This window comes from Arthrobacter sp. 10N44_2 (assembly GCF_056394385.1).
In genome coordinates this window covers 20666-43480 of the sequence record NZ_JBFTHT010000005.1, presented here as the reverse complement: position 1 = coordinate 43480, position 22815 = coordinate 20666, and the positions used below count along the sequence as shown (strand labels likewise).

Here is a 22815-nt window from a genome sequence, read left to right as displayed (position 1 = left end):
CGGCTGCCCCTCTTTCCTGCCATCCTCCGACCCGCCGCCCCTCCGACCAGCCACCCCTACGACCAGCAGCGACGCGCGCACCGGAATCCCGGGCGGACAGCAGAACGCCCCGCCTCCCTTTCGGGAGACGGGGCGTTCTGCGTGGCGGCCGGCCCGGGCGCTGCCTGAGGTCTGGCGCCGGTTGAGGCTGGGACTACTTGGTCAGCGTCGCAAGCACTTCGCTGAACTTCGCCGACGGGCGCATGACCGCTGCAACCTTGGCCGCATCCGGCCGGTAGTACCCGCCAAGGTCCACCGGGGAACCCTGGACGGCCAGGAGTTCGCCGGTGATGGTGTCCTCGTTGGAGTTCAGCGCGTCAGAAACGGCGGCGAAGGCCGCGGCGAGCTCGGCGTCGTCGTTCTGGCTGGCCAGTTCCTGGGCCCAGAACTTGGCCAGGTAGAAGTGGCTGCCGCGGTTGTCCAACTCGCCGGCCTTGCGCTTCGGGGACTTGTCCTCCAGCAGGAACGTGCCGGTGGCCCGGTCCAGGGTGTCGGCCAGGACCTGGGCGCGGGCGTTGCCGGTGCTGGTGGCGAGGTGCTCGAAGCTGACGGCCAGTGCGAGGAATTCACCCAGGCTGTCCCAGCGCAGGTGGTTCTCCTTGAGCAACTGCTGGACGTGCTTCGGGGCGGATCCGCCGGCGCCGGTCTCGAACAGGCCGCCGCCGTTGATCAGCGGCACCACCGAAAGCATCTTGGCGCTGGTGCCCAGTTCCAGGATCGGGAAGAGGTCGGTGAGGTAGTCGCGGAGCACGTTGCCGGTCACCGAGATGGTGTCCTCGCCCTTGCGGAGGCGCTCCACCGTGAAGGCCGTGGCCTCATCCGGGGACATGATGGCGATTTCCAGGCCCTCGGTGTCGTGGTCCTTGAGGTATTCCTCCACCTTGGCGATCATCCGGGCGTCGTGCGCGCGGCCCTTGTCCAGCCAGAAGACGGCGGGCGTGGCGGAGGCGCGGGCGCGGGTGACGGCCAGCTTGACCCAGTCGCGGATCGGCACGTCCTTGGTCTGGCAGGCGCGCCAGATGTCGCCCGGGGCAACCTTGTGCTCGATCAGCACGGTGCCGGCGTCGTCGACGATCTGGACGGTGCCGGCGGACTGGATCTCGAACGTCTTGTCGTGGCTGCCGTATTCCTCGGCGGCCTGGGCCATGAGGCCGACGTTCGGGACGGTGCCCATGGTGGTGGGATCGAAGGCCCCGTGGGCGCGGCAGTCATCAACCACGACCTGGTAGATGCCGGCGTAGCTGCTGTCCGGGAGGACGGCGAGGGTATCGGCTTCCTGGCCGTCGCGGCCCCACATGTGGCCCGAGCTGCGGATCATGGCCGGCATCGAGGCGTCGACGATGACGTCGGAGGGCACGTGCAGGTTGGTGATGCCCTTGTCGGAATCGACCATCGCGAGTTCGGGGCCTTCGTTGAGGCCCTTTTCGATGGCTGCCTGGACCTCGCCGCGGATCTCCTCCGGCAGGTCCTCGAGGCCGTTGAGGATGGAGGCAAGGCCGTTGTTGGGGCTCAGGCCGGCGGCGGCGATCTGCTCACCGTAGGTGGCGAAGAGGTCCGCGAAGTAGGCCTTGACGACGTGGCCGAAGATGATGGGGTCCGAGACCTTCATCATGGTGGCCTTGAGGTGGGCGGAGAACAGCACGCCCTCGTTCTTGGCCCGGGCGACCTGGGCTGCGAGGAACTCATCCAGCGCCGCGGCACGCATCACGGTGCCGTCGATGACCTCGCCGGCCAGGACCGGGAAGGCACGCTTGAGGACCTTGACGGTGCCGTCTTCCTTGACGAGCTGGATCTTGATGTTGGTGTCGGCCTCGATCACCACGGACAGCTCGTTCGAGCGGAAGTCGTCGGCGTCCATGTGGGCCACGTTGGTCTTTGACTCCGGAGTCCAGGCGCCCATGCTGTGCGGGTTCTGGCGGGCGTAGTTCTTGACCGAGAGCGGGGCGCGGCGGTCCGAGTTGCCTTCGCGCAGGACCGGGTTCACGGCGGAGCCCTTGATCTTGTCGTAGCGGGACCGGATGTCCGTTTCCTCGTCCGAGGAGGGGTTGTCCGGGTAGTCCGGCAGCGCGTAGCCGTGGCCCTGGAGTTCGGCGATTGCGGCCTTCAGCTGGGGCACGGAGGCGCTGATGTTGGGCAGCTTGATGATGTTGGCTTCGGGCGTCTTGGCGAGGGCACCAAGCTCGGCCAGGGCGTCGCTGACGCGCTGCTCTTCGGTGAGGTAGTCGCCGAACACGGCGATGATGCGGCCGGCCAGCGAGATGTCGCGGGTCTCCACTTCCACACCGGCCGTCGAGGCGAACGCCTCAATGATCGGCAAGAACGAATAGGTGGCCAGCATCGGCGCTTCGTCGGTGTGGGTATAGATAATCTTTGCCATTGCGCGGGCGTCTCCCTGAAGGTCTGGGTATTTCCGGAATCTTGTGTTATCTCAACACCCCTAACTTACCCGAGGTGCCCCCGTTGGCGCCTACCGGCGTCGTGCGCGGACGGATGAGTGACATCACGACACGGCATAACAAGAATTGACAAGCGACTTTACAGGTTAGTCAAATTGTCGTAGTTTCGTTCCATCCAGCGGCCGCCAACAGCGGCCGCCCCGCTTTTCCACCGGTTAGGACACCCATGAGAACACCCAAGACTCTGGCCACCAGCCTGCTGACTCTTTCGGCCGCCGCGCTGCTGGCCCTGAGTGCCGCGGGGGCGGCCACGGCCTCCCCCGCACCGGCCAAGGCACCGGTTTCCACCTCCGATGTCGCCAGCCACACCGTCACCGAGACGGGCGCGGCCGACTACTGGACCGCGGAACGCATGCGCAGCGCCGTCCCCGGCGACGTCCTGGCCGACAGGGCCATGAAGCGCAACGGCAAGGCCACCGCGGCCAGGGGCCCGGCGGAAACGGGCGCGCCGAGCAAGGTCGAGGCCGCGGCTCCCAAGCTGCAATCCCAGACGCTCCAGACCAAGACCAATGCGAGCGAAACCCCCGTCCCGCACATCGGCAAGGTCTTCTTCACCCTCGGCGGGACGAACTACGTCTGCTCCGGCAACTCGGTCTCCTCCGGCAACAAGAGCACGGTCTCCACGGCCGGGCACTGCGTGAATGAGGGCCCGGGCGCCTTCGCCACCAAGTTCACGTTCGTCCCGGCGTACCTGAACGGCGCGGCCCCCTACGGCAAGTGGACGGCCAAGGCCCTCTACGCCCCCACCCAGTGGAGCTCCTCGGGTGACATGACCTACGACACCGGCTTCGCCGTCATGTCCACGCTCAACGGCCAGTACCTGAGCGACGTCGTCGGCGGCTCCGGGCTGCAGTTCAACGCCGCCCGCGGCCTGAGCTACAAGTCATTCGGCTACCCCGCCGCAGCGCCCTTCAACGGTGAATCCCTCAAGAGCTGCTCCGGCACCGCCACGAACGATCCCTACAACCCGCAGTTCAACACCCAGGGGATCCCCTGCAACATGACCGGCGGTTCCTCAGGCGGTCCGTGGTTCATCGGCACCAGCGCCGCCGGCTACCAGAACTCCATCAACAGCTACGGCTACGGCAGCAACTCCACCAAGATGTACGGCCCGTACTGGGGCAGCGTGATCCAGCAGGCCTACACCACGGCGGCCGCTTCCTGATCTGAGGGCGCGGGGCCCCGTTCGCGCGGGGCCCGCGCTCCGTTCGCGGGGGCCTGTTCGCGGGGCCCGCGCTCCGTTCGCGGGGGCCTGTTCGCGGGGCCCGCGCTCCGTTCGCGGGGGCCTGTTCGCGGGGCCCGCGCAGCCGGGCTTGTCTACCCTGTTTACCCTGTTTACCCCAGCGCGGGGTCATTGCGTCCCATCTTCAGCAGTGGGGAGGACGCAGTGGCCCCGCGCTGGCTTTATGTGCGACGGCGGATCGCCCCCCCCCCTGGACATGCCCTCCGCTAACACCAAGGCCCGGACATATACCCCACATGTCCGGGCCTTGCCATGAGGAAAGGACATGTCCTCCCGGGCGGCTTCTCGGCGCTTGGGAACGAATGAGCATGTCCCCCGGATGGCCCGCTGCGCTCCAGAAAGAACGGGCATGTCCCCCGGCTGGCCCTGGCAGCCGAGGGTCGCACGGGACATGCCCTCTCCACACTCCGAAGCCTGGACATATCCCCCATATGCCCACTCCTTGCCGCGAAAAATGAGCATGTCCCGCGGAAAGAATGAGCCTGTCCCAGGGTCCGGCCACCAGCCCGCTCGATGGCACAAAAAATGGACATGTCCCCCGACCAGGGAGGGCATGTCCCGGAAAGGAATGGGCATGTCCGACCGGGTCGGTCTCGAGCTCCTGAACCCGTGAGCACGTCCTTTGGGTTGGCCCGGTACGCACCGAAAAGAATGAGCATGTCCCCCGGATGGCCAAGGCAGCCCAGGGTCGCACGGGACATGCTCTCTCCACACTCCGAAGCCTGGACATATCCCCCATATGCCCACTCCTTGCCGCGAAAAATGAGCATGTCCCGCGGAACGAATGAGCATGTCCCAGGGACCGGCCACCAGCCCACTCGATGGCACAAAAAATGGACATGTCCCCCAGCCAGGGAGGGCATGTCCATTTTTTGTGCCGGTCTCTTGCGCGCGGGTCCCTTGTACGCGAACCGCAGCCCGAGTGGAAGAGCACTACCCGAGTGGAAGGGCCCTAGTGGAAAAAGTGGCGTGCCCCGGTGAAGTACATGGTGATGCCGGCGGCGTTGGCCGCGGCGATGACTTCCTCGTCCCGGACTGAGCCGCCGGGCTGGACGACGGCGCGCACGCCGGCGTCGACCAGGATCTGCAGTCCGTCGGCGAACGGGAAGAACGCGTCCGAGGCCGCTACAGCGCCCCGGGCACGCTCCGGCGAAGCGGCGGCGTCGGCATTCGAGGCCCCGCCAGCACCCTCGACATCGGACTCCACGGTGACGCCGAGGGTGTTGGCGCGCTCGACCGCGAGCTTGCAGGAATCGAGCCGGTTGACCTGGCCCATGCCGATGCCGACGGCGGCACCGTTGTCCGCGAGCAGGATGGCGTTGGACTTCGCCGCGCGGCACGCGGTCCAGGCGAACGCGAGGTCGGCCAGAGTGGCGGCGTCGGCGGCGGCGCCCGCGGCCAGGGTCCAGTTCGCGGGGGTGTCGCCGTCGGCGTCGACCTTGTCCGTGGCCTGTACCAGCATGCCGCCGGAGACCTGGCGGAACTCGGTCGGGTAGCGGCCGTATCCGTCCGGGAGGGCCAGGAGGCGGATGTTCTTCTTCTTGGACAGGATCTCCACTGCCTCGTCGTCGAAGCCCGGCGCGATGACGACCTCCGTAAAGATGCCGGCGACGGTCCGCGCCATCCCGGCGGTGACCGTGCGGTTCGCGGCGATGACGCCGCCGAACGCGGACACGGGATCGCAGGCGTGGGCCTTGGCGTGGGCGTCGGCGATCGGGTCGGCCGCCGCCGCGGACCCCACGGCCACGCCGCACGGGTTGGCGTGCTTGATGATGGCGACGGCGGGCTCGGCGAAGTCGAAGGCGGCGCGCAGGGCGGCGTCGGCGTCGACGAAGTTGTTGTAGCTCATGGCCTTGCCGTGCAGCTGGTCGGCCTGGGCGATGCCGGCCGGGGCGGCCTTGTCCACGTACAGTGCGGCCTGCTGGTGCGGGTTTTCGCCGTAGCGGAGCACCTCTGAGCGTTCCAGGGCCAAACCGGCGTAGGCGGGCCAGTCGATCACGCCGTCGCCGTCCTCGTCGCGGAACTGGCTGGCGGTCCAGGTGGCCACGGCGGTGTCGTAGGCCGCGGTGTGCGCGAACGCCTTGGCGGCGAGCCGGCGGCGGGTCTTCAGGTCAAAACCGCCCGAGGCGGCGGCCTCCACCACGGCACCGTAGGACGCCGGGTCCACCACGATGGCGACGGCGGCGTGGTTCTTCGCGGCGGAGCGCACCATCGCGGGACCCCCGATGTCGATCTGTTCGACGACGTCGTCCGGCGCGGCACCGGACTTCACGGTCTCCACGAAGGGGTAGAGGTTGACGACGACGAGGTCGAACGGCTCGATCTCCATGTCCGCCAGGGTCTGCATGTGGGCCGGGACGCGGCGGTCCGCGAGGATGCCGCCGTGCACGCGCGGGTGCAGGGTCTTGACGCGGCCGTCCAGCATTTCCGGGGAGCCGGTGACTTCCTCGACTTCCTGCACGGGGATGCCCGCGGCGGCGATCTTCTTGGCCGTGGAGCCGGTGGAAACGATCTTGACGCCGGCGGCGTGCAGGCCCTGAGCGAGCTCCTCCAGACCGGTCTTGTCGTAGACCGAAATCAGTGCCCGGTGGATGGGAACTCGGTCGATGGATACACGGTCAAGCTGCGTGAAGCTCACAAAAGTCTCCGTCTTATATCGCGGCGGGGCCGCGGGTGGTGGGGATGCGGCCAGTTTATCGCGTCCCGCCGCCGGGCCCTCCCGCGCGCCGGAGTGTGAAGCACGCGCAGGCCGCGGCCCGGCCACGTAGAGTTTTCACAGGAGGCCAAGATGAACACGTACACCACTGTGCCCAGCGGCGAACAGGTGGTCCAGGAACTGCCGTGGCGGTGGAAGGTCCAGGGCCGGATCTTCCTGATCGGCGGACTGGGCTTCATGTTCGATGCCTGGGACGTCACCCTCAACGGCATCCTCATTCCGTTGCTGTCCAAGCACTGGTCGCTGAGCCCGGGCGATGCCGCCTGGATCGGCACGGCGAACCTCATTGGCATGGCCCTGGGCGCGTTCGTCTGGGGCACCATCGCGGACACCATCGGCCGCAAGAAGGCCTTCACCGCGACCCTGCTGATTTTCTCCATCTTCACCGTGCTCGGCGCCTTCTCCCCCGACTTCATGTGGTTCGTCGTGTTCCGGTTCCTGGCCGGGTTCGGCCTGGGCGGCTGCATCCCGGTGGACTACGCGCTGGTGGGCGAGTTCACCCCGCGCAAACAGCGCGGCCGGGTGCTCACCGCGATGGACGGCTGGTGGCCGATCGGCGCGGCCCTCTGCGGTTTTGTCTCCGCCGGGCTGGTCGCGGCCTTCGCGGACTGGCGGCTGACCATGCTGGTCATGGTGCTCCCGGCGCTGCTGGTGTTCTGGATCCGCCGCAGCGTGCCGGAATCCCCGCTGTTCCTGATCCGCAAAGGCCGCCGCGACGAGGCCGCCAAGGTGATCGACGCCCTGGTCCAGGCCACCGGCGCCGAGGCCCGCGTCTACAGCCTGCCCGCACCGCAGGATGCACCACGCCTCTCGGCGGGGAGTGCGTGGACGCAGTTGCGCGCCCTCTGGCAGTTCAACTGGAAGATCACGACGGCGGCATGGGCCCTGTTCTTCAGCATCCTGCTCGTCTACTACCTGTCGCTGACGTGGATGCCGCGGATCCTGATCGGCGCCGGCTTCGAGGAGTACAAGGCCTTCCTGACCACGGCGTCGATGGCCGCCGTCGGACTCCTGGGCGTGGTGGTGGCCGCCCTGCTGGTGGAGCGGGTGGGCCGCAAGTGGATCCTGGCGATCACCGGACCGCTGTCCGCGCTGACGCTGGTGATCGTGGCGATCGTGGTGGACATTCCCACCGCCGCCGTGTTCTGGCTCCTGGTGTTCGGCTTCGTGGTGCAGGTGGCCATCCCGGTGCTCTACACCTACGTCTCCGAGCTCTACCCCACGGAACTGCGCGGCTCCGGCTTCGGCTGGGCCTCGACGTTCTCCCGGCTCGGCGCCGGGTTCGGTCCGCTGATCTTCGCGGCCTTCCTGTGGCCGGAACTGGGGCTCGCGACGTCGTTCGCCCTGGCCGGCGGCCTCGTGCTGCTCTCCGTGCTGTGGATGGCGTTCTTCGCCCCCGAGACGAAGCAGCGCCGGCTCGAGTAACGCCCTTCCGCCCCTGCGCTCACCCTCTCCCCTCCCCCAACTGACTCGCAGCAGGGGCTGCCAGCCGCGGTAGGCGAGAGCGGCGCGGACCTTGGCCACGGCGGCGCGCGCCTCGTTCTCCATGTGCCGTTTTGAGATCCTGACCAGGATCCAGCCACTGCCTGCGTAGTCCTCTTCCTTGGCAATATCACGTACGACCTGGGCCGCGTCGGAGTGCACGGCCCCCTCATACTCCACAGCAACCCGGTGTTCCGGATAGGCAAGATCAGGTTGACGCACGACGCCGGAGCGCAGGACCGTGCGCACGTTCAGTTCCGGTTCCGGTAGTCCTGAGCGGCAGAGGGCAAGCCGGAGTCTCGTCTCGGGGGCCGAATCCGCGCCGATCCGGGCTTGGTCCAAGGCGAGACGCGCCTTGCGGATGCCGGGCGTACCCTTGTGTCGGTCCAGCATTTCGGCCAGTTCCCCAGGACCGGCATAAGGCTCCGTCCGGCCTTCAAACTCAGGCCGAGGATGACGCAATAAGTGGTCAGCCACCACGGTCAGCTCGTCAATGCTCATCTTCCGGGCGCAGTCCAGCCACGTCCTGGTCCGAGTGGTGACCAGCAGCCCGTCGATCGTGGTGATTTCGTCGGCGAAGAATTGCCCGACATGGCCAATCACGCCCCTGCGCCGCGGTATTGCCATCGTGTCCGGACGGGAAATGTGGATGCCGAGGGCGTCGGCACCCGGGAGGAAGCCCGGAAAGTCCCAGATCAAGAAGGCGGTCGCGTGGGAGGCTGCAGAGAATTGCGTCACAAGGGTGAGGGGCCGCGCATGGTGCGCTAGTTCAACGGGGTGTTCTGCTGGCAACCGGATCCCGCGGCTCGGAACGTGGAGCGAGCGATGCTTAAGCCGGCGCCGGCTGACTCCGGCGTCGACGGCCTCCCTGACTGTAAACGGCGCCGAACCGAGCGGGGACGGGAGCGGCCGGGGTGTCTTCATCGACCCATCGTCGCAAAACCGAGGACTGCCTCGGAGGGTTATCCACAAGCCGCGGCCCGTCTACCCAACTGGCCAGCAGCAGGGGCCGTTTTGAGCGCCCAAAACGGCCCCTACTGCGAGCTAGTTGGGTCAAGCGGGGGAAACCCGGCAGCGCGGAAATCAGGCAGGGCGGAAATCAGGCAAGGGTGTGGGCCGCGGCGAGGGAAGCCAGAGTGGAGACCAGGAGCCGGCGTTCCACCACCTTGATGCGCTCGTGCAGGGATTCCTCGCTCTCGCCGTCCCCGACCGCCACGGCTTCCTGCGCGATGATGGGGCCCGTGTCCACCCCGGCGTCGGCCCAGTGCACCGTGCAGCCGGTGACCTTCACGCCGTAGGCCAGCGCGTCGCGGACACCGTGGGCGCCGGGGAAGGACGGCAGCAGCGCCGGGTGGGTGTTGAGGTATTTGCCGCCAAACGCGTCGATGAAGTCGGCGCTGACAATCCGCATGAAGCCCGAGGACACCACCACATCCGGGGCGAAGCCGGCGACGGCTTCGGTCAGGGCCGCGTTCCAGGCCGTCCTGTCCGGGTAGGCCTTGAAGTCCACCACAAACGTGGGAATCCCGGCGGCGGCGGAGCGTTCCACCCCGAACGTCCCCGGCCGGTCGGCGCCGACGGCGGCGATCTCGACGTCGAGCGCGCCGGACTTCACGGCATCGATTACTGCCTGGAGGTTGGAGCCGGTGCCGGAAACGAGGACAACTATGCGCATGGTCCTAGCTTATGGGGCCGCTCGCGTAGGCTGGAAAACATGAATCCCCCCACGGAATCCGGCAGCGGCCAGTCGGACCGGCAACCGGCCGGCCAGGCAGCACAAGATCCCGCACGGCTGACGCGCACCCTGTTCCGGCTGTTCGTCATCGCGGTCCTGGGCTCGTTCTTCGTCTTCCAGCTCGACGTGGGTTACGTGTGGCTGACGGCGCTGCTCACGGTGGCGGGGATTGTGCTGGGCATCGTGGTCCTGGTCCGGGCGGTGAAATACAAAGAATCGCGGCTGGTTCTGTACGGCGCGATATCCGGGCTGGTGGTTTCGGCGGTGATGCTGCTGGTGGTCCTGGCCTCGACACTGTTCTTCAACCAGATCCGCGATTACCAGCAGTGCGTCCGCTACGCCCTGACGCAGCAGGCAACCTCGGAATGCAGGACGCAGCTGGAGAAGTCCCTGCCGAGCCAGCTGCCCACGCAGCTGCGCTAACGGCTGCACCCACGCCGCTGCCCTAGCGGCTGCTGACCGTCTCCAGGTCTGCCTCGCGCAGCTTCTGCTGGCGTTCCAGCCACGGTCCGGCCGCGTAGCCGATCACGACGCCGATTCCGACCTCCGCGGCCACGAACAGCGCCGTGCGCAGCGGGTCGGGCCCGATCTCCGTCAGCCGACCGATGCCGGCCGAACCGCGGGCCAGCCAGGCGAGCCCCGCCGCGAGCAGCCCGGCGACGGAGCCGATCACCGCGCCCAGCACCAGGGTGGAGGCGGCGGCGGTAAACCAGCGGGCCCGGATCTTGATGGACAGCCATTCGTCGAAGTGGTTTTCGCCTTCGCGCAGGAACCACCAGCCGGCCAGCGCCCCGGCCAGCGCCGGCACCACCAGGGCCACGAAGCCGAAGTCGAGGGAACCGGCCGGCAGCGCGGCGAACACCGGAACGGACGGCAGCGGCCCGACGGCGGTCCCGAGCGGTCCGGCCAGCGACCCGACGCCCAGGGCGAACCCAGCGCCGGAGATCCAGGCCAGGGCAAAGACGACGAGGTTGGGCAGAAAGCCAAGCTGCACGATGGTGAGGACACCGCCGCCCATGGCACCGGCGTCGAGCCCCTCATAAACGGCGACCACAAGGTTCCAGTGGATGAAGAGGTCGACGGCCAGCAGCGCGGCGGACATCGCCAGGCTCGCCATCAGCGCCACCGAGCCTGCCTTGATGGCCGAACCCAGGTAGGACCCGGCCCAACGCGAGTGCTGGCTGGTACGGGAGAGCCAGGCCACGGCGTCCACGCCGATCAGCCGGCTCCACGACCCGGCCTCGCGGCGCGCGCCCACCACCATGCCGAGCCCGAACGGGACGAGGGGAATGAACGCGGCGGCCCACAGGCTGATGCCGACGTCGGCCGTGCGGCAGACGAAGCCCGTTGCAATCCCGAATCCGGCATACGCCAGCCAGGAGCCGAGCAGGGCCTGCCAGAGCTGGTCCGTATATGAGGCGCGGGCAAGGCGCCGACCGGCGCGCCAGGCGAGCAGGAACGGGATGAGGGCCAGGCCCAGCGGGATGAGCGAGAGCGTCCCGGATTCCGGCTGCGCGGCGGACCCGGCACCGGCGGTGTCCAGCAGCAGGGGCACGCCGTGGATCAGCAGCCAGGCCTGGCCGGCCAGGCGCGCCAGGACATCGAATCCGTCATGCTGGAATCCGGCCGTGGCCCAGACCATGACGATCGGGGCCACCACCACGAGGGCGGAAATGACGGCGGCCTGGGCGGACTCGAGGGCACCCTGCAGCCACAGGGGCATGGGAAGGCCACGTTGTCCGGTCTGATCAGCGCGCAGTTTCATCGAGATCCATGGTGCCACGGGCCCGGCACCCGGCCGGTTTCCGACAGGCACATTGGCCGGATCCGCCGGATTTGCCGTCGGTGGCCCCCGGCGCTTTTTGCGCACCCCGGTCGTAAAATTGTAAATGTCCGCAATCAGTGGTTGGAGGCAGATAATGACTACCGCATCTCCTCATGCGCACGGCGTTCATTTTGGTCGGACAGATGTACAGAACGTCGGCATGGGTGCAGGTATCGTCCTGATCGTCGTGGGCATCCTGGGGTTCATCCCCGGCATCACTACGAATTACAGCGAACTGAGGTTCTTCGGGCCCGATTCCAAGGCCCTGTTCCTGGGCCTGTTCCAGGTGTCGATGTTGCTGAACATCGTTCAGCTCGCGATCGGCGCCACCGGCCTGACCATGTCCCGGACTGCCATGGGCGCCCGGAATTTCCTCATGGGCTCCGGTCTGCTGTACATCGTCCTTAGCATTTACGGTTTCATCGTCGGCGTGGATTCGGCGGCCAACTTCCTGTCGCTGAACACCATGGACAATTGGGCCTTCATGGTGATGGGCGTAATAATGGCCGGCGCAGGCTGGCTGATGACAAGGCACCTGGAAGAAGACGTAAAGACCCGGTCATCAACCCCCGGGACATAGGGAGCCGCGAATGAGTAACGTTTCATAGTATTCAGAAAATTCGTACTACCTGCTGGTGCAGCGGTTTAGCGGAAACGCGGCGGCTGCACCAGCTTTCTGTGTGGCGTCTGGGGCCGCCCGACGGCGGAACCTCCCGGCACGGCGGAAGGCCGGGACTTTGTGAGTCCCGGCCTTCCGTGATGCCCTACCGCTGCCGTTGCCGCCGGATGATGCGGGTGCCGCGGCGGCTCGTTAGCTTGCGTGTTCCTGAACGCGGGGCGGAACAGTGTCCCACTCCGTTTCGGTGGCACGCATCCAGGGAAAGGGCAGCAGTTCCTTGATCCGGACCTTGCCCACCTCGCCCCCGGCATCGACCAGTACAGACGTCTCAGTTCCGTAAGAACGCAGCAGCTCCCGGCAGAGGCCGCACGGGTTGGTGACTTGGGGGTGTCCCTGCCCGTCCATGCTGACGGCTACCACGGTGTGGATTGCTGGCTCCTGGGCCATGCGGGCATTGGCGAGGGCGCTGGATTCGGCGCACACATTAATGCGCTTGGCGCCAATGTGCAGTCCGAGATAGATGGCCCCCGACTCACCGCGCATGGCGGCCGCCACCCGGTGGTTCTCGCTGTGGTGGGCGGTGAGCAACAGCGCGCGCGCTGCCTCGTAAAGCTCCACGTCGGAGGCGTCGAGATCAAAGGAGATCACGTTTGCCTGCAAACCGTTTGTGTCCGGGCGACTGGCGTCCATGAGGGTTCCCACTTTCCGTTCCTGCTTACCGCTGTTCCTGCGTGCCTGTGTTCTGGCCTGGCTGTTTTGGTAACCGGCTGTCTTCGTAACCCGCCGTGGTCGTAGCCGGCTGTTTGCTCTACCGGCCGATGAAGATGCCGTTCTTCTTCCGGGCGAGCAGGTAGAAGACGATGCTGAGCGCCGACAGGACAGCCACGTATACGGGGAAGATCCAGGAGGCGTTCATGGACTGGAGCCAGACCAGGAGGTAGGAGGCCGTGCCACCGAAGAGGGCGACGCCCAGGCCGTAGCCGAGCGCGGTGCCGGCACCGCGGCAACCCTTCGGCATCAGGGAGCTGGTGACCACGTTGTACAGGGTCATGTTCAGGACCAGCACAACCGAGCCGCCGAGGAGGACGGCCGCGAAGCCGGCGATGCCGGGCTTGACGTACATCAGCATCAGGAACACGGACGGAATGGCCAGCGCACGGGTGATCAGGAACCACTTGGACATTGACTTGCCGTCAGCGACCTTGCTGATGATGAGGCTGCCGACAACCAGCACGACGCCGAGGATGGTGGTGAGCGCGAAGACGGCGGTTGCGTCCTCCTTGAAGCCGGTGCGGGCCGCCGTGGGAAGTCCGGTGTTCCAGGCGTAGTTGTAGGCCTGCGCCGCGCCGACGACGAAGGTGATGGCCAGGACGCTGAGCCAGTGCTTGCGCACTCCACCCCAGACGGTCTTGGCGGAGTTGTTCGCCAGTTCTTCCGGTTTCATGGTTTCCGGAAGCGTCCGGCGAAGGTAGACAACGACGAAGCCGAAGGCTGCGCCGACGATGAACGGCACACGCCATCCCCAGTCGGCCATGACGGCCCCACCGAGCATCAGGGACGAGAGGTAGCTGACCAGCGAGGCGAGCAGGATGCCTGCGTTGACGTAGAAGGAGATGATGCCGGCGACAAAGCCCTCGCGTCCCTCGGGGACGAGTTCGACGGCGTGGGCGGTGGACAGCGGAGCTTCGACACCGGTGGAGATGCCCTGAACGATGCGGCAGACCAGCAGGATGACGCCGGCCGCGGGGCCAATCTGGTCATAGGTCGGCGACACGGCAATGATCAGGGTGGTGATCGCCATCATCATGATGGACCAGAGCATTACCCGCCGTCGTCCGATCCTGTCGGCGAAGGTGCCGAGCAGGATGCCGCCCAGCGGACGGAACGCGAAGCCGACGGCAAAGACTGCCAGCGCGCTCAGCGTCGCGGCAACGGGGTCCTGCGACGGGAAGAACTTGGGTCCGATGAAGGCCGACAGCAGGCCGAAGACCATCCAGTCGTACCATTCCAGGGTGTTTCCAAGTCCAAGGCCGAGCAGTCCCCGGCGGACTTCCGGAGATAGCCGGGACTTGCGGCCGGTCTCCAGGTCAGTCTTGACGACAGTGTCAGTCATGATTCCTTTTTCCTTCCCCCGCACTTTCGGGGTGCGTGAGGGTACGGACTGCCGGCGGGCACCCCTGTTGGGGTCGCCGGCAATCGAAACTATCGTTTGGCTTGGTCCGCGGGGCGGGACCGGCTCACCACATGGGAGGCGAGTTAGCCCAGATAGCTACGCATGCCTCTTCGTAGCGCTTGAATGCAAACGGGCCATCCAGCTCGGCAACAAGGAACTGGTCCCTGGTGACCGGCCAACATCGTGCTCTGCGGATGGCTTGGCAGATGTCACGGCAGCTTGGCTTAAGGAAAGGAACGTGTTCGCGGGTCGGATGCACCTTCCGCCAGAAGGCTGTGCGCCCTAACCTGTTTGAAGCGTTCTTCCCAAAAGTGTTGCGGCTCACACAACTATATTGAAGATCTTCACAGAGTCAATGGTTTTCGGAGAAGTCCCGTCCGCCCGCAGCAGGCCGGGCCCGGGCCGGATTACAAAGCCCCACGTCAGGCGCAGATTCGGCCCGGAACCGTAAAAATATTCACTAAAACCTTGATTCGCTAAAAGTTTTCACTATAGTTATGTGTGTTAGCTCACCAAGAGAGAGTCGGAGCATGACCAACGAAATCGTCACGGGACATTCCCCCGCCGGCACAAGCGTCCTTCTTGCCACCGTCGGCAACAAGGTCCGCAACATGCGCAAGGACAAAGGAATGACCCTTGCGAAGCTCTCGGAAGTCACTGGCCTCAGCCCGGCGATTGTCAGCCAGATCGAACGCGGCCTGGCCAATCCCTCTTTCACCACCTTGGCGCAGCTGGCACATGGCCTGGACATTCCGGTGGGGAAGTTCTTCCTCGGACAGGAGGAAACCAGGTCCCCCGTGGTCCGCAAGGCCGAGCGGCGGAACCTCAAGGGCGTCACCAAGAAGTCCGTGGGTGAAGCAGTCTATGAACTGCTCACCCCGGACCTCAACGGTGCGCTGGAGGCCCAATGGATCGTGAGTCCGCCAGGCCACGACACCAGCGCCACTCCTTTCCGGCACAGCGGCGAGGAATTCGGCATCGTGCTCTCCGGCCGGAAGGACATCTTCCTGGACGGCGAGAAGTACACCCTGGAAGAAGGCGATTCGATCACCTTCTCCTCGGATACGCCCCACTGGTACAAGAACAGCTACGAAGAGGTCTGCGTAGCAATCTGGGTTAACGCACCTCACGCGTGGTGATCCGCCGGCCCTAGCCGCCGTCACCTTTCTCCGGTCCGGACGCCTCTTCTATACCGCGGTGTCCGCCGGAACCCCTCCAACAGCCCGCACCACGGCCCCGCAACGGGCCGCGATGCGTCATACCCTTTGCCGGGTCGATTTCGCGGTCAGCGTTGCCGCGTTACTGCCGGGCACCGTCTTCTACGTCACCGGCACCGTTCCAACGGCACCCGTTCCCACGGCACGCCTCTAACGGCACTTCGGCCGAAACAGTAAGGATCCCCCATGAACCCGTCCACAGCCATGTCGTCGCTGGAACTCAGCACCACCACGGCGGACCTCACCGCCCCCGTCATCTCCCGCTCCGACGTCCTCGTCGTCGGCGGTGGCCCCGCAGGTGTGGCCGCAGCCGTCACCGCGGCCCGCTCGGGCGCCTCTGTCACGCTGCTGGAACGCTACTCCTCCCTGGGCGGCCTCGCCTCCGGCGGCATGGTCCTGGTGCTCGATGACATGATCAACGGCCAGGAAATCACGGTCACCGGCATCGTCTCCGAGTACGTCGAGCGGCTGCAGAAGCTGGGCCTGGCGATCGTCCCGCCGGCCGATGACCGCAAGACCTCCGAGGAACTGTGGAACAAGTGGGGCCGCTACGGCACCTTTGACTTCCACACCCACGTCAATCCCAAGCCCATCTGCTACGCCGCCGCATTCGATCCCGACGGCTGGAAGCGGGTCTCCAACGACCTCGTCCGCGAGGCCGGCGTGAACCTCCGCCTGCACTCCTGGTTCTCCCGCCCGATCGTGGACAACGGCGTGATCAAGGGCGTCATCTGCGAGACCAAGTCCGGCCCGCAGGCCTTCATGGCGGACGTCGTCATCGACACCACCGGCGACATCGACGTCGCCTCCCGGGCTGGTGCCAGCTACGTCAAGGACAGCTACCTCACCACGCTGGTCTTCCGCCTCGGCAACGTGGACACCAACGCCGCGGAGGCCTTCGAACAAGCCAATCCCAAGGAAGCCCGCGCCATCAACCGCACCATCAAGCGCCTCCTCGGCGGCGCCTGGGAACTGTGGTGGCTCAAGACCCCCATCGACGGCGTCGTCTGGTGCAACGCACCCCACATGACCGGCTTCGACGGCGTGGACCCGGCGGACATGACCGCTGCCGAGTTCGCCGCCCGCGACCGGATCACCGAGGCCGTGGACTACGTCCGTGCCAACCTGCCCGGCTTCGAGAACTGCTACATGCTCGACGTCGCGTCCCAGATGGGCGTCCGGCAGACCCGGCTGCTCGAAGGCGAGTACGTCATGACCAAGGACGACGTCACCTCGCGCCGGCACTTCGCCGACACCGTGGCCCGCGGCCGCGATTACTACTACCCGTACCGCTCGCTGCTGCCCAAGGAAGTGGACCAGCTGCTCGTCGCGGGCCGCCACTACTCCGCCACCCCCGAGGCCCAGAAGATGTCCCGCGAGATCCCGCCCTGCATGGCCATGGGCCAGGCAGTCGGCGTCGCCGCCGCCCTGGCGATCCAGAACGGCACCCTCGTCCGCGACGTCTCCGCCCTGGACATCCAGCAGGGCATGCGCCGGCACGGCGCGGACCCCGGCGACGTCCCGTCGTCGAACGCCACCCTTGACGTGGACGCGGTGGTGGGGGCATGAGCACCGTCATCGACGACCTGCTGTCAGGCACGACGGCGGCAACCGCCGCCGCTGAGGCCGGCACCCCGCTCCCCCTGGACGGAATCAAGATCGTGGACTTCACCCAGGTGTTCATGGGCCCGTCCTGCACCCAGCTGCTGGGCGACTACGGCGCGGACATCATCAAGGTGGAACGCCCCGGCGCCGGAGACATCTCCCGCAACTCGTTCCCGGACAAGGACGGCCAGGACAACCCGATCTTCCTGTCCATCAACCGGAACAAGCGCAGCATCTCCGTGGACACCCGCACCGATGAGGGCAAAGCCGTCCTCCGCCGGCTGCTCGCCGACGCCGACGTCGTGGTCAGCAACTTCCGCTCCGGCGTCATGGAGCGGATGGGCTTCGGCTACGAGGACCTCAAGGAGCAGAACCCGGGCATCATCTGGGCCTCCGGCACCGGCTTCGGCCCCGAGGGCCCCTACTCGCACAAGGGCGGCCAGGACGCGATCGCCCAGGCCTACTCCGGCGTCATGTGGCGGCGGGAGTCCGATGACATGAAACCGGCCATCTACCCCACCACGCTGTGCGACTACATCACGGGCATGCACCTCATGCAGGGCATCCTGCTGGCACTGCGCACCCGCGAGTCCGCCGGCGTCGGGCAGAAGGTGGAGGTGACCATGTACGACTCCATGCTGCACCTGCAGATGCAGGAGGCCTGCATGCAGCTCAACCGCGGCTACGAGGTCAACTGGGGCGCCATGCCGCTCAGCGGCGTCTTTGAAACCACCGACGGCGCCGTCTGCATGGTGGGCGGCTTCACCCCGGACCCGCTGCTGCGCATTTCCGAGGCCCTGGGCCTGGACGAGGACCTCACGCTGCGGCCCGAGTTCGCCAACCTCGAACAGCAGTTCAAGCACAAGCCGGCACTGCAGGCGATCTTCCGCGAGCGCATAGCCACCAACACCACCGAATACTGGACCACCCGGCTCGAAGGCCAGGGGCTGCTCAACGCCCCGGTCCACACCCTGGAACAGACCCTGGCCGATGCGCAGACACACGCCAACAACATGATCGTCGAGGCGGAACACCCCGGCGTCGGCACCGTGAAGATGCTCAACGCACCCATCCGGCTCTCCGCGACCCCGCCCACCATCCGCCGGGTGGCCCCGCGCCTCGGCGAACACAACGTCGAGGTGCTGCTGGAGAACGGGTTCGACGCCGAGACCATCGAGCGCCTGCAGCAGCTGGGGGTCCTTCGGTGACCGCCGTTTCAGAAGCCGGGACGACCGCCTCGGTTCCCGCCGCCGTTGACCAGGTCACCCTGACCATCGAGAACCACGTCGCCACCGTGGTCATCGACCGCCAGCACGTGCTCAACGCCGTCGACGGCGGCGCGCAGGCCCGGCTCAACGAGATCTGGGACCAGCTCGAAGCCGATCCGTACGTCCGCGCCGTGGTCATCACCGGTGCCGGGACCCGGGCCTTCTGCGTCGGCGCGGACATGTCCGCCTCCGCCGTGGACAAGACCGGGCTCGAATACTGGGCGGGTCTGGACCCGAACGGGTTCGGCGGGCTCAGCCTGCGCACCACGCTGGACATCCCGGTGATCGCCCGGGTCAACGGTTATGCGCTCGGCGGCGGCATGGAGATCGTGCTCGGCGCGGACATCGTAATCGCCGCGGACACGGCCCGCTTCGGGCTGACGGAACCGCGCGTCGGGCGTCTGGCGCTCGACGGCGGCATCCACCAGCTGGTGCGCCGGATCCCCTACACCCAGGCAATGGGCATGCTCCTGACCGGGCGGAAGGCCGAGGCCACCGAGATGCAGTCCTTGGGCCTGGTCAATGAGGTGGTCCCCGCGGACCGGCTCGACGCCGCGGTACAGCGCTGGGTGGACCAGATCCTCGCCTGCGCCCCCACCTCGGTCCGGGCGGTCAAGCAGATGGTCACGCAGACCGCGCACCTGACCGCCGCCGAGGCCCGCGGCCTCCGGCTCCCCGCCCTCATGGCGGCGCTGGACAGCGAAGACTCCGCCGAGGGCGTCCGCGCCTTCCAGGAGAAGCGCGCCCCGCACTGGCCGGGACGCTAGCCGTTCCACGGCCCGATATTTAGCCGCTCGAAGAACAACAAGAGCTTAGAAGGAGAAACCAATGCGGGAGTCACTGACACCCGGCGTGTGGGGCGTCGTCGCCACACCGTTCCAGGGCAGCGCCCTGGATGTCGACACGGACAGCCTGGCCGGGCTCGTGGGCTACTACGAGTCGATCGGCGCCACGGGGCTCACGGTCCTGGGCGTGTTCGGCGAGGCTGCGGCCCTGACGGCGGCCGAGCGCAGCCTGGTCCTGGAAGTGGTCATGGAGGAAACGCGCCTGCCCCTCGTGGTGGGAGTGACGTCCCTCTTCACCGGCACGGCCGTCGATGAAATCCGTTCCATCCAGGCCGCCACCGGGGACCGGCTGTCGGCCGTCATGGTCCAGGCCAACTCCGCCACCCCCGGGGTGGTCATCGCGCACCTGAACGCTATCCACCAGTCCACCGGCGCCAACGTGGTGCTGCAGGACTACCCGCTGGCCAGCGGCGTCCACATCAGCACCGAGGCGCTCATTTCGGTGGTGCAGGCCTGCGGCTTCGTCACCGCGGTCAAGGCCGAGGCCCCGCCCACGTCCGTGGCGATCGGGCACCTCACCGCAGCCCTCGACGTCTCGGTCTTCGGCGGCCTCGGCGGCCAGGGGCTGCTGGACGAGCTCATGGCCGGCGCCGCGGGGGCGATGACCGGTTTCTCCTACCCGGAAGCGCTCATCGCCTGCGTGCAGGCCTGGCAGAGAGACGGCTACGAGGCCGCCCGCGATGCCCTGCTGCCCTACCTGCCGCTGATCAACTTCGAGCAGCAGGCGAAAATCGCGCTGGCCATCCGCAAGGAATGCCTGCACCAGCGCGGACTCATCGCCGACGCCGGCGTCCGGGCACCGGCCGCGCCGTTCCCGGAGGTTCTCCGGACCGGGCTGCGCACGCACCTGGCCGAGGCCGCCGGGGCCCTCGGCCAGAACCCGGCCGCCGTGCTGACCACGGCGGGGAGGAACTGATGGATTTCGGAATCAGCGGAAAGACCGCCTTTGTGGCCGCCTCGACCGGCGGCCTGGGCCTCGCCATCGCCCGGGCCCTCGCCGCCGAAGGCGTCCGGGTGGCCATCACCGGCCGGCGCGAAGTCCGCGCCAAGGAGATCGTGGCCGAACTGACGGACGCCTACGGACCGGGCGCCGTCGCCATCGAAGCGGACCTCAGCACCGCCGAAGGCGTGGCCGCAGCCGTCGAGCAGACAGTCGCGGAACTCGGGCCCATCGACATCCTGGTCCTCAACGGTCCCGGGCCGAAGCCCGGCGCGGCCGCCACACTCGGCGCCGACGACATCGCCGCGGCGTTCGAACAACTCGTCAAACCGCACCACGCCCTGGTCTCGCACATCCTGCCGGGCATGCGGGAACGGCGCTGGGGCCGGATCCTGGCCGTCGGGTCGAGCGGCGTCGTGGCACCACTGCCGAACCTGGCCGTGTCCAACACCGGCCGCGCGGCACTGGCCGGCTACCTCAAGACCCTCGCCGCCGAGGTCGCCCTCGACGCCGTCACGGTCAACATGCTCCTTCCCGGACGCATCGCCACGGACCGGGTCGCGGAACTCGACCAGGCCGCCGCCAAACGGCGCGGCACCACGCCCGAGGAAATCCAGCTCGAATCCCGCAAGACCATCCCCGCCCGCCGCTACGGCGAACCCGAGGAATTCGGCGCCGCCGCGGCGTTCCTCTGCAGCGCCCCGGCCTCCTACATCACCGGCGTGGCACTGCGCTGCGACGGCGGCCTGATCCGCGGGCTCTAGCCACAGGCGCTGAACACCCAGCACACACCCTGCTCCGACTCTCACGAAGGAACACCATGACTTCCACCGACACAGACACCTCAACCGCAACAGCCCGGGACCTCCTCACCGCCCGGCACCTGGTTAACGGCGAATGGCTCGGCGGGGCGGACACCGAGCGGATGAACCCGGCCCGCCCGGGCGAACTCGCCGCCCTCTCCCCCAGCGGCACCGCAGCCGACGTCGACGCCGCCATCACCGCCGCCGCCGCCGCGCAGCCGGCCTGGGCAGCACTGCCCGCCCCATCGCGCGGCGCCATCCTGATGGCCGCCGGCAACCTGCTCCTGGAGCGCCAGACCGCCATCGCCGAGGACCTCGTCCGTGAAGAGGGCAAGACCCTCGCCGAGGCCAAGGGCGAGGTCAAGCGCGCCTCCGACGTGCTGCGTTTCTTCGGTTCCCTCGGCTGGGCCGCCACCGGCGAGGTGCTGCCCAGCGGCCTGCCTGACACCACCATCACCACCCGCCGCGAGGCTCTCGGCGTCGTCGGGCTCATCACGCCGTGGAACTTCCCCATCGCCATCCCGGCCTGGAAGTCCGCGCCGGCATTGATCAGCGGCAACGCCGTGGTCATCAAGCCGGCCGAGCTCACCCCGCTCTCCGCCACCCACCTGGCCCGCGCCCTGCAGGACGCCGGGCTGCCCGCCGGCGTGTTCAACGTGGTCCACGGCAAGGGCCGCGTGGTAGGCGACGCCCTGGCCCGCGATCCCCGCATCGCCGGGTTGTCCTTCACCGGCTCCACCAACGTCGGGCTGGGGCTGCAGGAGATCCTCAACGCCCGCCGCGCCCGGGTCCAGCTGGAAATGGGCGGCAAGAACGGCGTGCTGGTCCTGGACGACGCCGATCCCCGCAAGGCCGCCCAGGTGGTGGCGGCCGGCGCGTTCGGCCTCACCGGCCAGGCCTGCACCGCCACGTCCCGCGTCTACGTCACGCCCGGCATCCGCGAGGAATTCCTGGCGGCCCTCACCGAGGAAGCCGCGCAGTACACGGCCGGCGACGGCCTCGAGGCCGCAAGGATGGGCGCCGTGGTGAGCAGCCAGCAGTTCGAACAGAACCAGGCCGCGGTGCGCACCGCCGTCGAACGCGGCGCCACGCTGCTGCACGGCGAGTACGACGGCGGCACGGACGCCGGGTTCCTCTTCCCGGCCGCCATCCTCACGGACCTGCCCTTCGACGACGCCGCCGTGACCGAAGAGATCTTCGGACCCGTCGTGGCCGTCCTCGAGGTCCCGGACTACGAGGCCGGGCTCGCCGCGATCAACGACTCCCGCTACGGCCTGACCGCCGGGATCTGCACCGACTCCCTGGCGTTCTCCACGGACTTCGCCGCCCGCGCCCAGGCCGGCGTCATCAAGGTCAACCGTCCGACGGCGGGCCTGGACCTGAACGTGCCGTTCGGCGGCGTCAAGGACTCCTCCACCAACACGTTCCGCGAGCAGGGGAAGTCCGCACTGGACTTCTTCACGTGGGGCAAGACCGTCTACACGGGTGTGTAGCCAGCCATGACGTACGTGATCGCCCAGCCCTGTGTGGATGTCAAGGACAAGGCCTGCATCGACGAATGCCCGGTGGACTGCATCTATGAGGGTGAACGCTCGCTCTACATCCACCCGTCCGAATGCGTGGACTGCGGCGCCTGCGATCCCGTCTGCCCGGTCGAGGCGATCTACTACTCGGACGATGTCCCGGACGAGTGGGACGACTACGTGCGCGCCAACGTGGAGTTCTTCGAGGAACTGGGGTCGCCGCAGGGCGCCTCAGCCCTCGGAAACCTGCACCGCGACCACCCGGTGGTGGCGCGTGCGCCTCTAGGCGCACGCGCCGTCGGCTGAGCCCGTGACTGAACTGGCTG

18 protein-coding genes are annotated in these 22815 nt (G+C 67.5%); 12 read left to right on the top strand and 6 right to left on the bottom strand.

Features of this window, described 5'->3' with window-relative positions; translation table 11 throughout:
* Positions 1 to 193 precede the first annotated feature (193 nt).
* A complete protein-coding gene (locus AC1DBX_RS07630; protein ID WP_476931465.1) occupies positions 194 to 2416 on the bottom strand; it encodes an NADP-dependent isocitrate dehydrogenase in 2223 nt (740 codons plus the stop codon).
* A 245-nt stretch (positions 2417 to 2661) separates the two neighbouring features.
* Here AC1DBX_RS07630 and AC1DBX_RS07625 point away from each other — a divergent pair, with 245 nt between their 5' ends.
* Complete coding sequence (locus AC1DBX_RS07625) at positions 2662 to 3660, top strand: trypsin-like serine peptidase (RefSeq protein WP_476871215.1); 999 nt, start codon at positions 2662 to 2664, stop codon at positions 3658 to 3660.
* Between the two features lie 1030 nt (positions 3661 to 4690).
* Here AC1DBX_RS07625 and purH read toward each other — a convergent pair.
* On the bottom strand, positions 4691 to 6376 hold the full coding sequence (gene purH, locus AC1DBX_RS07620; RefSeq protein ID WP_476931464.1) for a bifunctional phosphoribosylaminoimidazolecarboxamide formyltransferase/IMP cyclohydrolase: 1686 nt from the start codon (positions 6374 to 6376) through the stop codon (positions 4691 to 4693).
* Positions 6377 to 6526: 150 nt separating this feature from the next.
* On the opposite strand from purH, the gene AC1DBX_RS07615 reads away from it, so the two are divergent.
* Positions 6527 to 7879: an MFS transporter gene (locus AC1DBX_RS07615; protein WP_243180242.1), complete on the top strand. Its 1353-nt coding sequence runs from the start codon at positions 6527 to 6529 to the stop codon at positions 7877 to 7879.
* Between the two features lie 1156 nt (positions 7880 to 9035).
* Here the strand turns inward: AC1DBX_RS07615 and purN are convergent.
* A complete protein-coding gene (gene purN, locus AC1DBX_RS07610) occupies positions 9036 to 9611 on the bottom strand; it encodes a phosphoribosylglycinamide formyltransferase (protein ID WP_476931463.1) in 576 nt (191 codons plus the stop codon).
* Positions 9612 to 9650: 39 nt separating this feature from the next.
* On the opposite strand from purN, the gene AC1DBX_RS07605 reads away from it, so the two are divergent.
* On the top strand, positions 9651 to 10094 hold the full coding sequence (locus tag AC1DBX_RS07605; protein WP_476931462.1) for a hypothetical protein: 444 nt from the start codon (positions 9651 to 9653) through the stop codon (positions 10092 to 10094).
* Between the two features lie 22 nt (positions 10095 to 10116).
* Here the strand turns inward: AC1DBX_RS07605 and AC1DBX_RS07600 are convergent, their stop codons facing one another.
* Complete coding sequence (locus AC1DBX_RS07600; RefSeq protein WP_459384140.1) at positions 10117 to 11436, bottom strand: cell division protein PerM; 1320 nt, start codon at positions 11434 to 11436, stop codon at positions 10117 to 10119.
* Positions 11437 to 11656: 220 nt separating this feature from the next.
* Between AC1DBX_RS07600 and AC1DBX_RS07595 the strand changes: the two genes are divergently transcribed.
* The gene (locus AC1DBX_RS07595; RefSeq protein ID WP_476859188.1) at positions 11657 to 12076 is read left to right on the top strand and encodes a DUF4383 domain-containing protein; all 420 of its coding nucleotides are present in this window, start codon (positions 11657 to 11659) and stop codon (positions 12074 to 12076) included.
* A 231-nt stretch (positions 12077 to 12307) separates the two neighbouring features.
* On the opposite strand, the gene AC1DBX_RS07590 is transcribed toward AC1DBX_RS07595, so the two are convergent.
* Both AC1DBX_RS07590 and AC1DBX_RS07585 read right to left on the bottom strand, forming a co-directional pair.
* Positions 12308 to 12817 (bottom strand): cytidine/deoxycytidylate deaminase family protein, encoded by a 510-nt coding sequence (locus tag AC1DBX_RS07590; protein WP_476859189.1) that lies wholly within the window; start codon positions 12815 to 12817, stop codon positions 12308 to 12310.
* 106 nt (positions 12818 to 12923) lie between these two features.
* Positions 12924 to 14228: an MFS transporter gene (locus AC1DBX_RS07585; RefSeq protein WP_459384138.1), complete on the bottom strand. Its 1305-nt coding sequence runs from the start codon at positions 14226 to 14228 to the stop codon at positions 12924 to 12926.
* 590 nt (positions 14229 to 14818) lie between these two features.
* On the opposite strand from AC1DBX_RS07585, the gene AC1DBX_RS07580 reads away from it, so the two are divergent.
* From AC1DBX_RS07580 to fdxA, 8 genes are all read left to right on the top strand, one after another.
* Complete coding sequence (locus AC1DBX_RS07580) at positions 14819 to 15427, top strand: helix-turn-helix domain-containing protein (protein WP_028277301.1); 609 nt, start codon at positions 14819 to 14821, stop codon at positions 15425 to 15427.
* A 264-nt stretch (positions 15428 to 15691) separates the two neighbouring features.
* On the top strand, positions 15692 to 17074 hold the full coding sequence (locus AC1DBX_RS07575; RefSeq protein WP_476931461.1) for an FAD-dependent oxidoreductase: 1383 nt from the start codon (positions 15692 to 15694) through the stop codon (positions 17072 to 17074).
* On the top strand, positions 17071 to 18318 hold the full coding sequence (locus tag AC1DBX_RS07570; protein ID WP_476871207.1) for a CaiB/BaiF CoA transferase family protein: 1248 nt from the start codon (positions 17071 to 17073) through the stop codon (positions 18316 to 18318). Before AC1DBX_RS07575 ends, AC1DBX_RS07570 begins: the two co-directional genes overlap by 4 nt.
* Positions 18315 to 19145, top strand: coding sequence for an enoyl-CoA hydratase-related protein (locus AC1DBX_RS07565; protein ID WP_476931460.1), 831 nt, complete (start codon positions 18315 to 18317; stop codon positions 19143 to 19145). Before AC1DBX_RS07570 ends, AC1DBX_RS07565 begins: the two co-directional genes overlap by 4 nt.
* Positions 19146 to 19206: 61 nt before the next feature.
* Entirely contained in the window at positions 19207 to 20139 is a 933-nt protein-coding gene (locus AC1DBX_RS07560) for a dihydrodipicolinate synthase family protein (protein ID WP_476931459.1), read from the top strand.
* On the top strand, positions 20139 to 20927 hold the full coding sequence (locus tag AC1DBX_RS07555; RefSeq protein ID WP_223915886.1) for an SDR family oxidoreductase: 789 nt from the start codon (positions 20139 to 20141) through the stop codon (positions 20925 to 20927). The genes AC1DBX_RS07560 and AC1DBX_RS07555 overlap by 1 nt, the downstream gene beginning before the upstream one ends.
* Positions 20928 to 20983: 56 nt before the next feature.
* On the top strand, positions 20984 to 22459 hold the full coding sequence (locus AC1DBX_RS07550; RefSeq protein WP_476931458.1) for an aldehyde dehydrogenase family protein: 1476 nt from the start codon (positions 20984 to 20986) through the stop codon (positions 22457 to 22459).
* 6 nt (positions 22460 to 22465) lie between these two features.
* Complete coding sequence (fdxA, locus tag AC1DBX_RS07545; RefSeq protein WP_476872663.1) at positions 22466 to 22795, top strand: ferredoxin; 330 nt, start codon at positions 22466 to 22468, stop codon at positions 22793 to 22795.
* Positions 22796 to 22815: the final 20 nt, after the last annotated feature.

Coding starts and splice junctions, on each gene's coding strand:
- AC1DBX_RS07600 (WP_459384140.1), bottom strand. CDS start 11,436: ATGAAACTGCGCGCTGATCAGACCGGACAACGTGGCCTTCCCATGCCC.
- AC1DBX_RS07585 (WP_459384138.1), bottom strand. CDS start 14,228: ATGACTGACACTGTCGTCAAGACTGACCTGGAGACCGGCCGCAAGTCC.
- AC1DBX_RS07625 (WP_476871215.1), top strand. CDS start 2,662: ATGAGAACACCCAAGACTCTGGCCACCAGCCTGCTGACTCTTTCGGCC.
- AC1DBX_RS07580 (WP_028277301.1), top strand. CDS start 14,819: ATGACCAACGAAATCGTCACGGGACATTCCCCCGCCGGCACAAGCGTC.
- AC1DBX_RS07630 (WP_476931465.1), bottom strand. CDS start 2,416: ATGGCAAAGATTATCTATACCCACACCGACGAAGCGCCGATGCTGGCC.
- AC1DBX_RS07605 (WP_476931462.1), top strand. CDS start 9,651: ATGAATCCCCCCACGGAATCCGGCAGCGGCCAGTCGGACCGGCAACCG.
- AC1DBX_RS07615 (WP_243180242.1), top strand. CDS start 6,527: ATGAACACGTACACCACTGTGCCCAGCGGCGAACAGGTGGTCCAGGAA.
- AC1DBX_RS07560 (WP_476931459.1), top strand. CDS start 19,207: ATGCGGGAGTCACTGACACCCGGCGTGTGGGGCGTCGTCGCCACACCG.
- AC1DBX_RS07575 (WP_476931461.1), top strand. CDS start 15,692: ATGAACCCGTCCACAGCCATGTCGTCGCTGGAACTCAGCACCACCACG.
- purN (WP_476931463.1), bottom strand. CDS start 9,611: ATGCGCATAGTTGTCCTCGTTTCCGGCACCGGCTCCAACCTCCAGGCA.
- AC1DBX_RS07570 (WP_476871207.1), top strand. CDS start 17,071: ATGAGCACCGTCATCGACGACCTGCTGTCAGGCACGACGGCGGCAACC.
- AC1DBX_RS07555 (WP_223915886.1), top strand. CDS start 20,139: ATGGATTTCGGAATCAGCGGAAAGACCGCCTTTGTGGCCGCCTCGACC.
- fdxA (WP_476872663.1), top strand. CDS start 22,466: ATGACGTACGTGATCGCCCAGCCCTGTGTGGATGTCAAGGACAAGGCC.
- AC1DBX_RS07595 (WP_476859188.1), top strand. CDS start 11,657: ATGGGTGCAGGTATCGTCCTGATCGTCGTGGGCATCCTGGGGTTCATC.
- AC1DBX_RS07550 (WP_476931458.1), top strand. CDS start 20,984: ATGACTTCCACCGACACAGACACCTCAACCGCAACAGCCCGGGACCTC.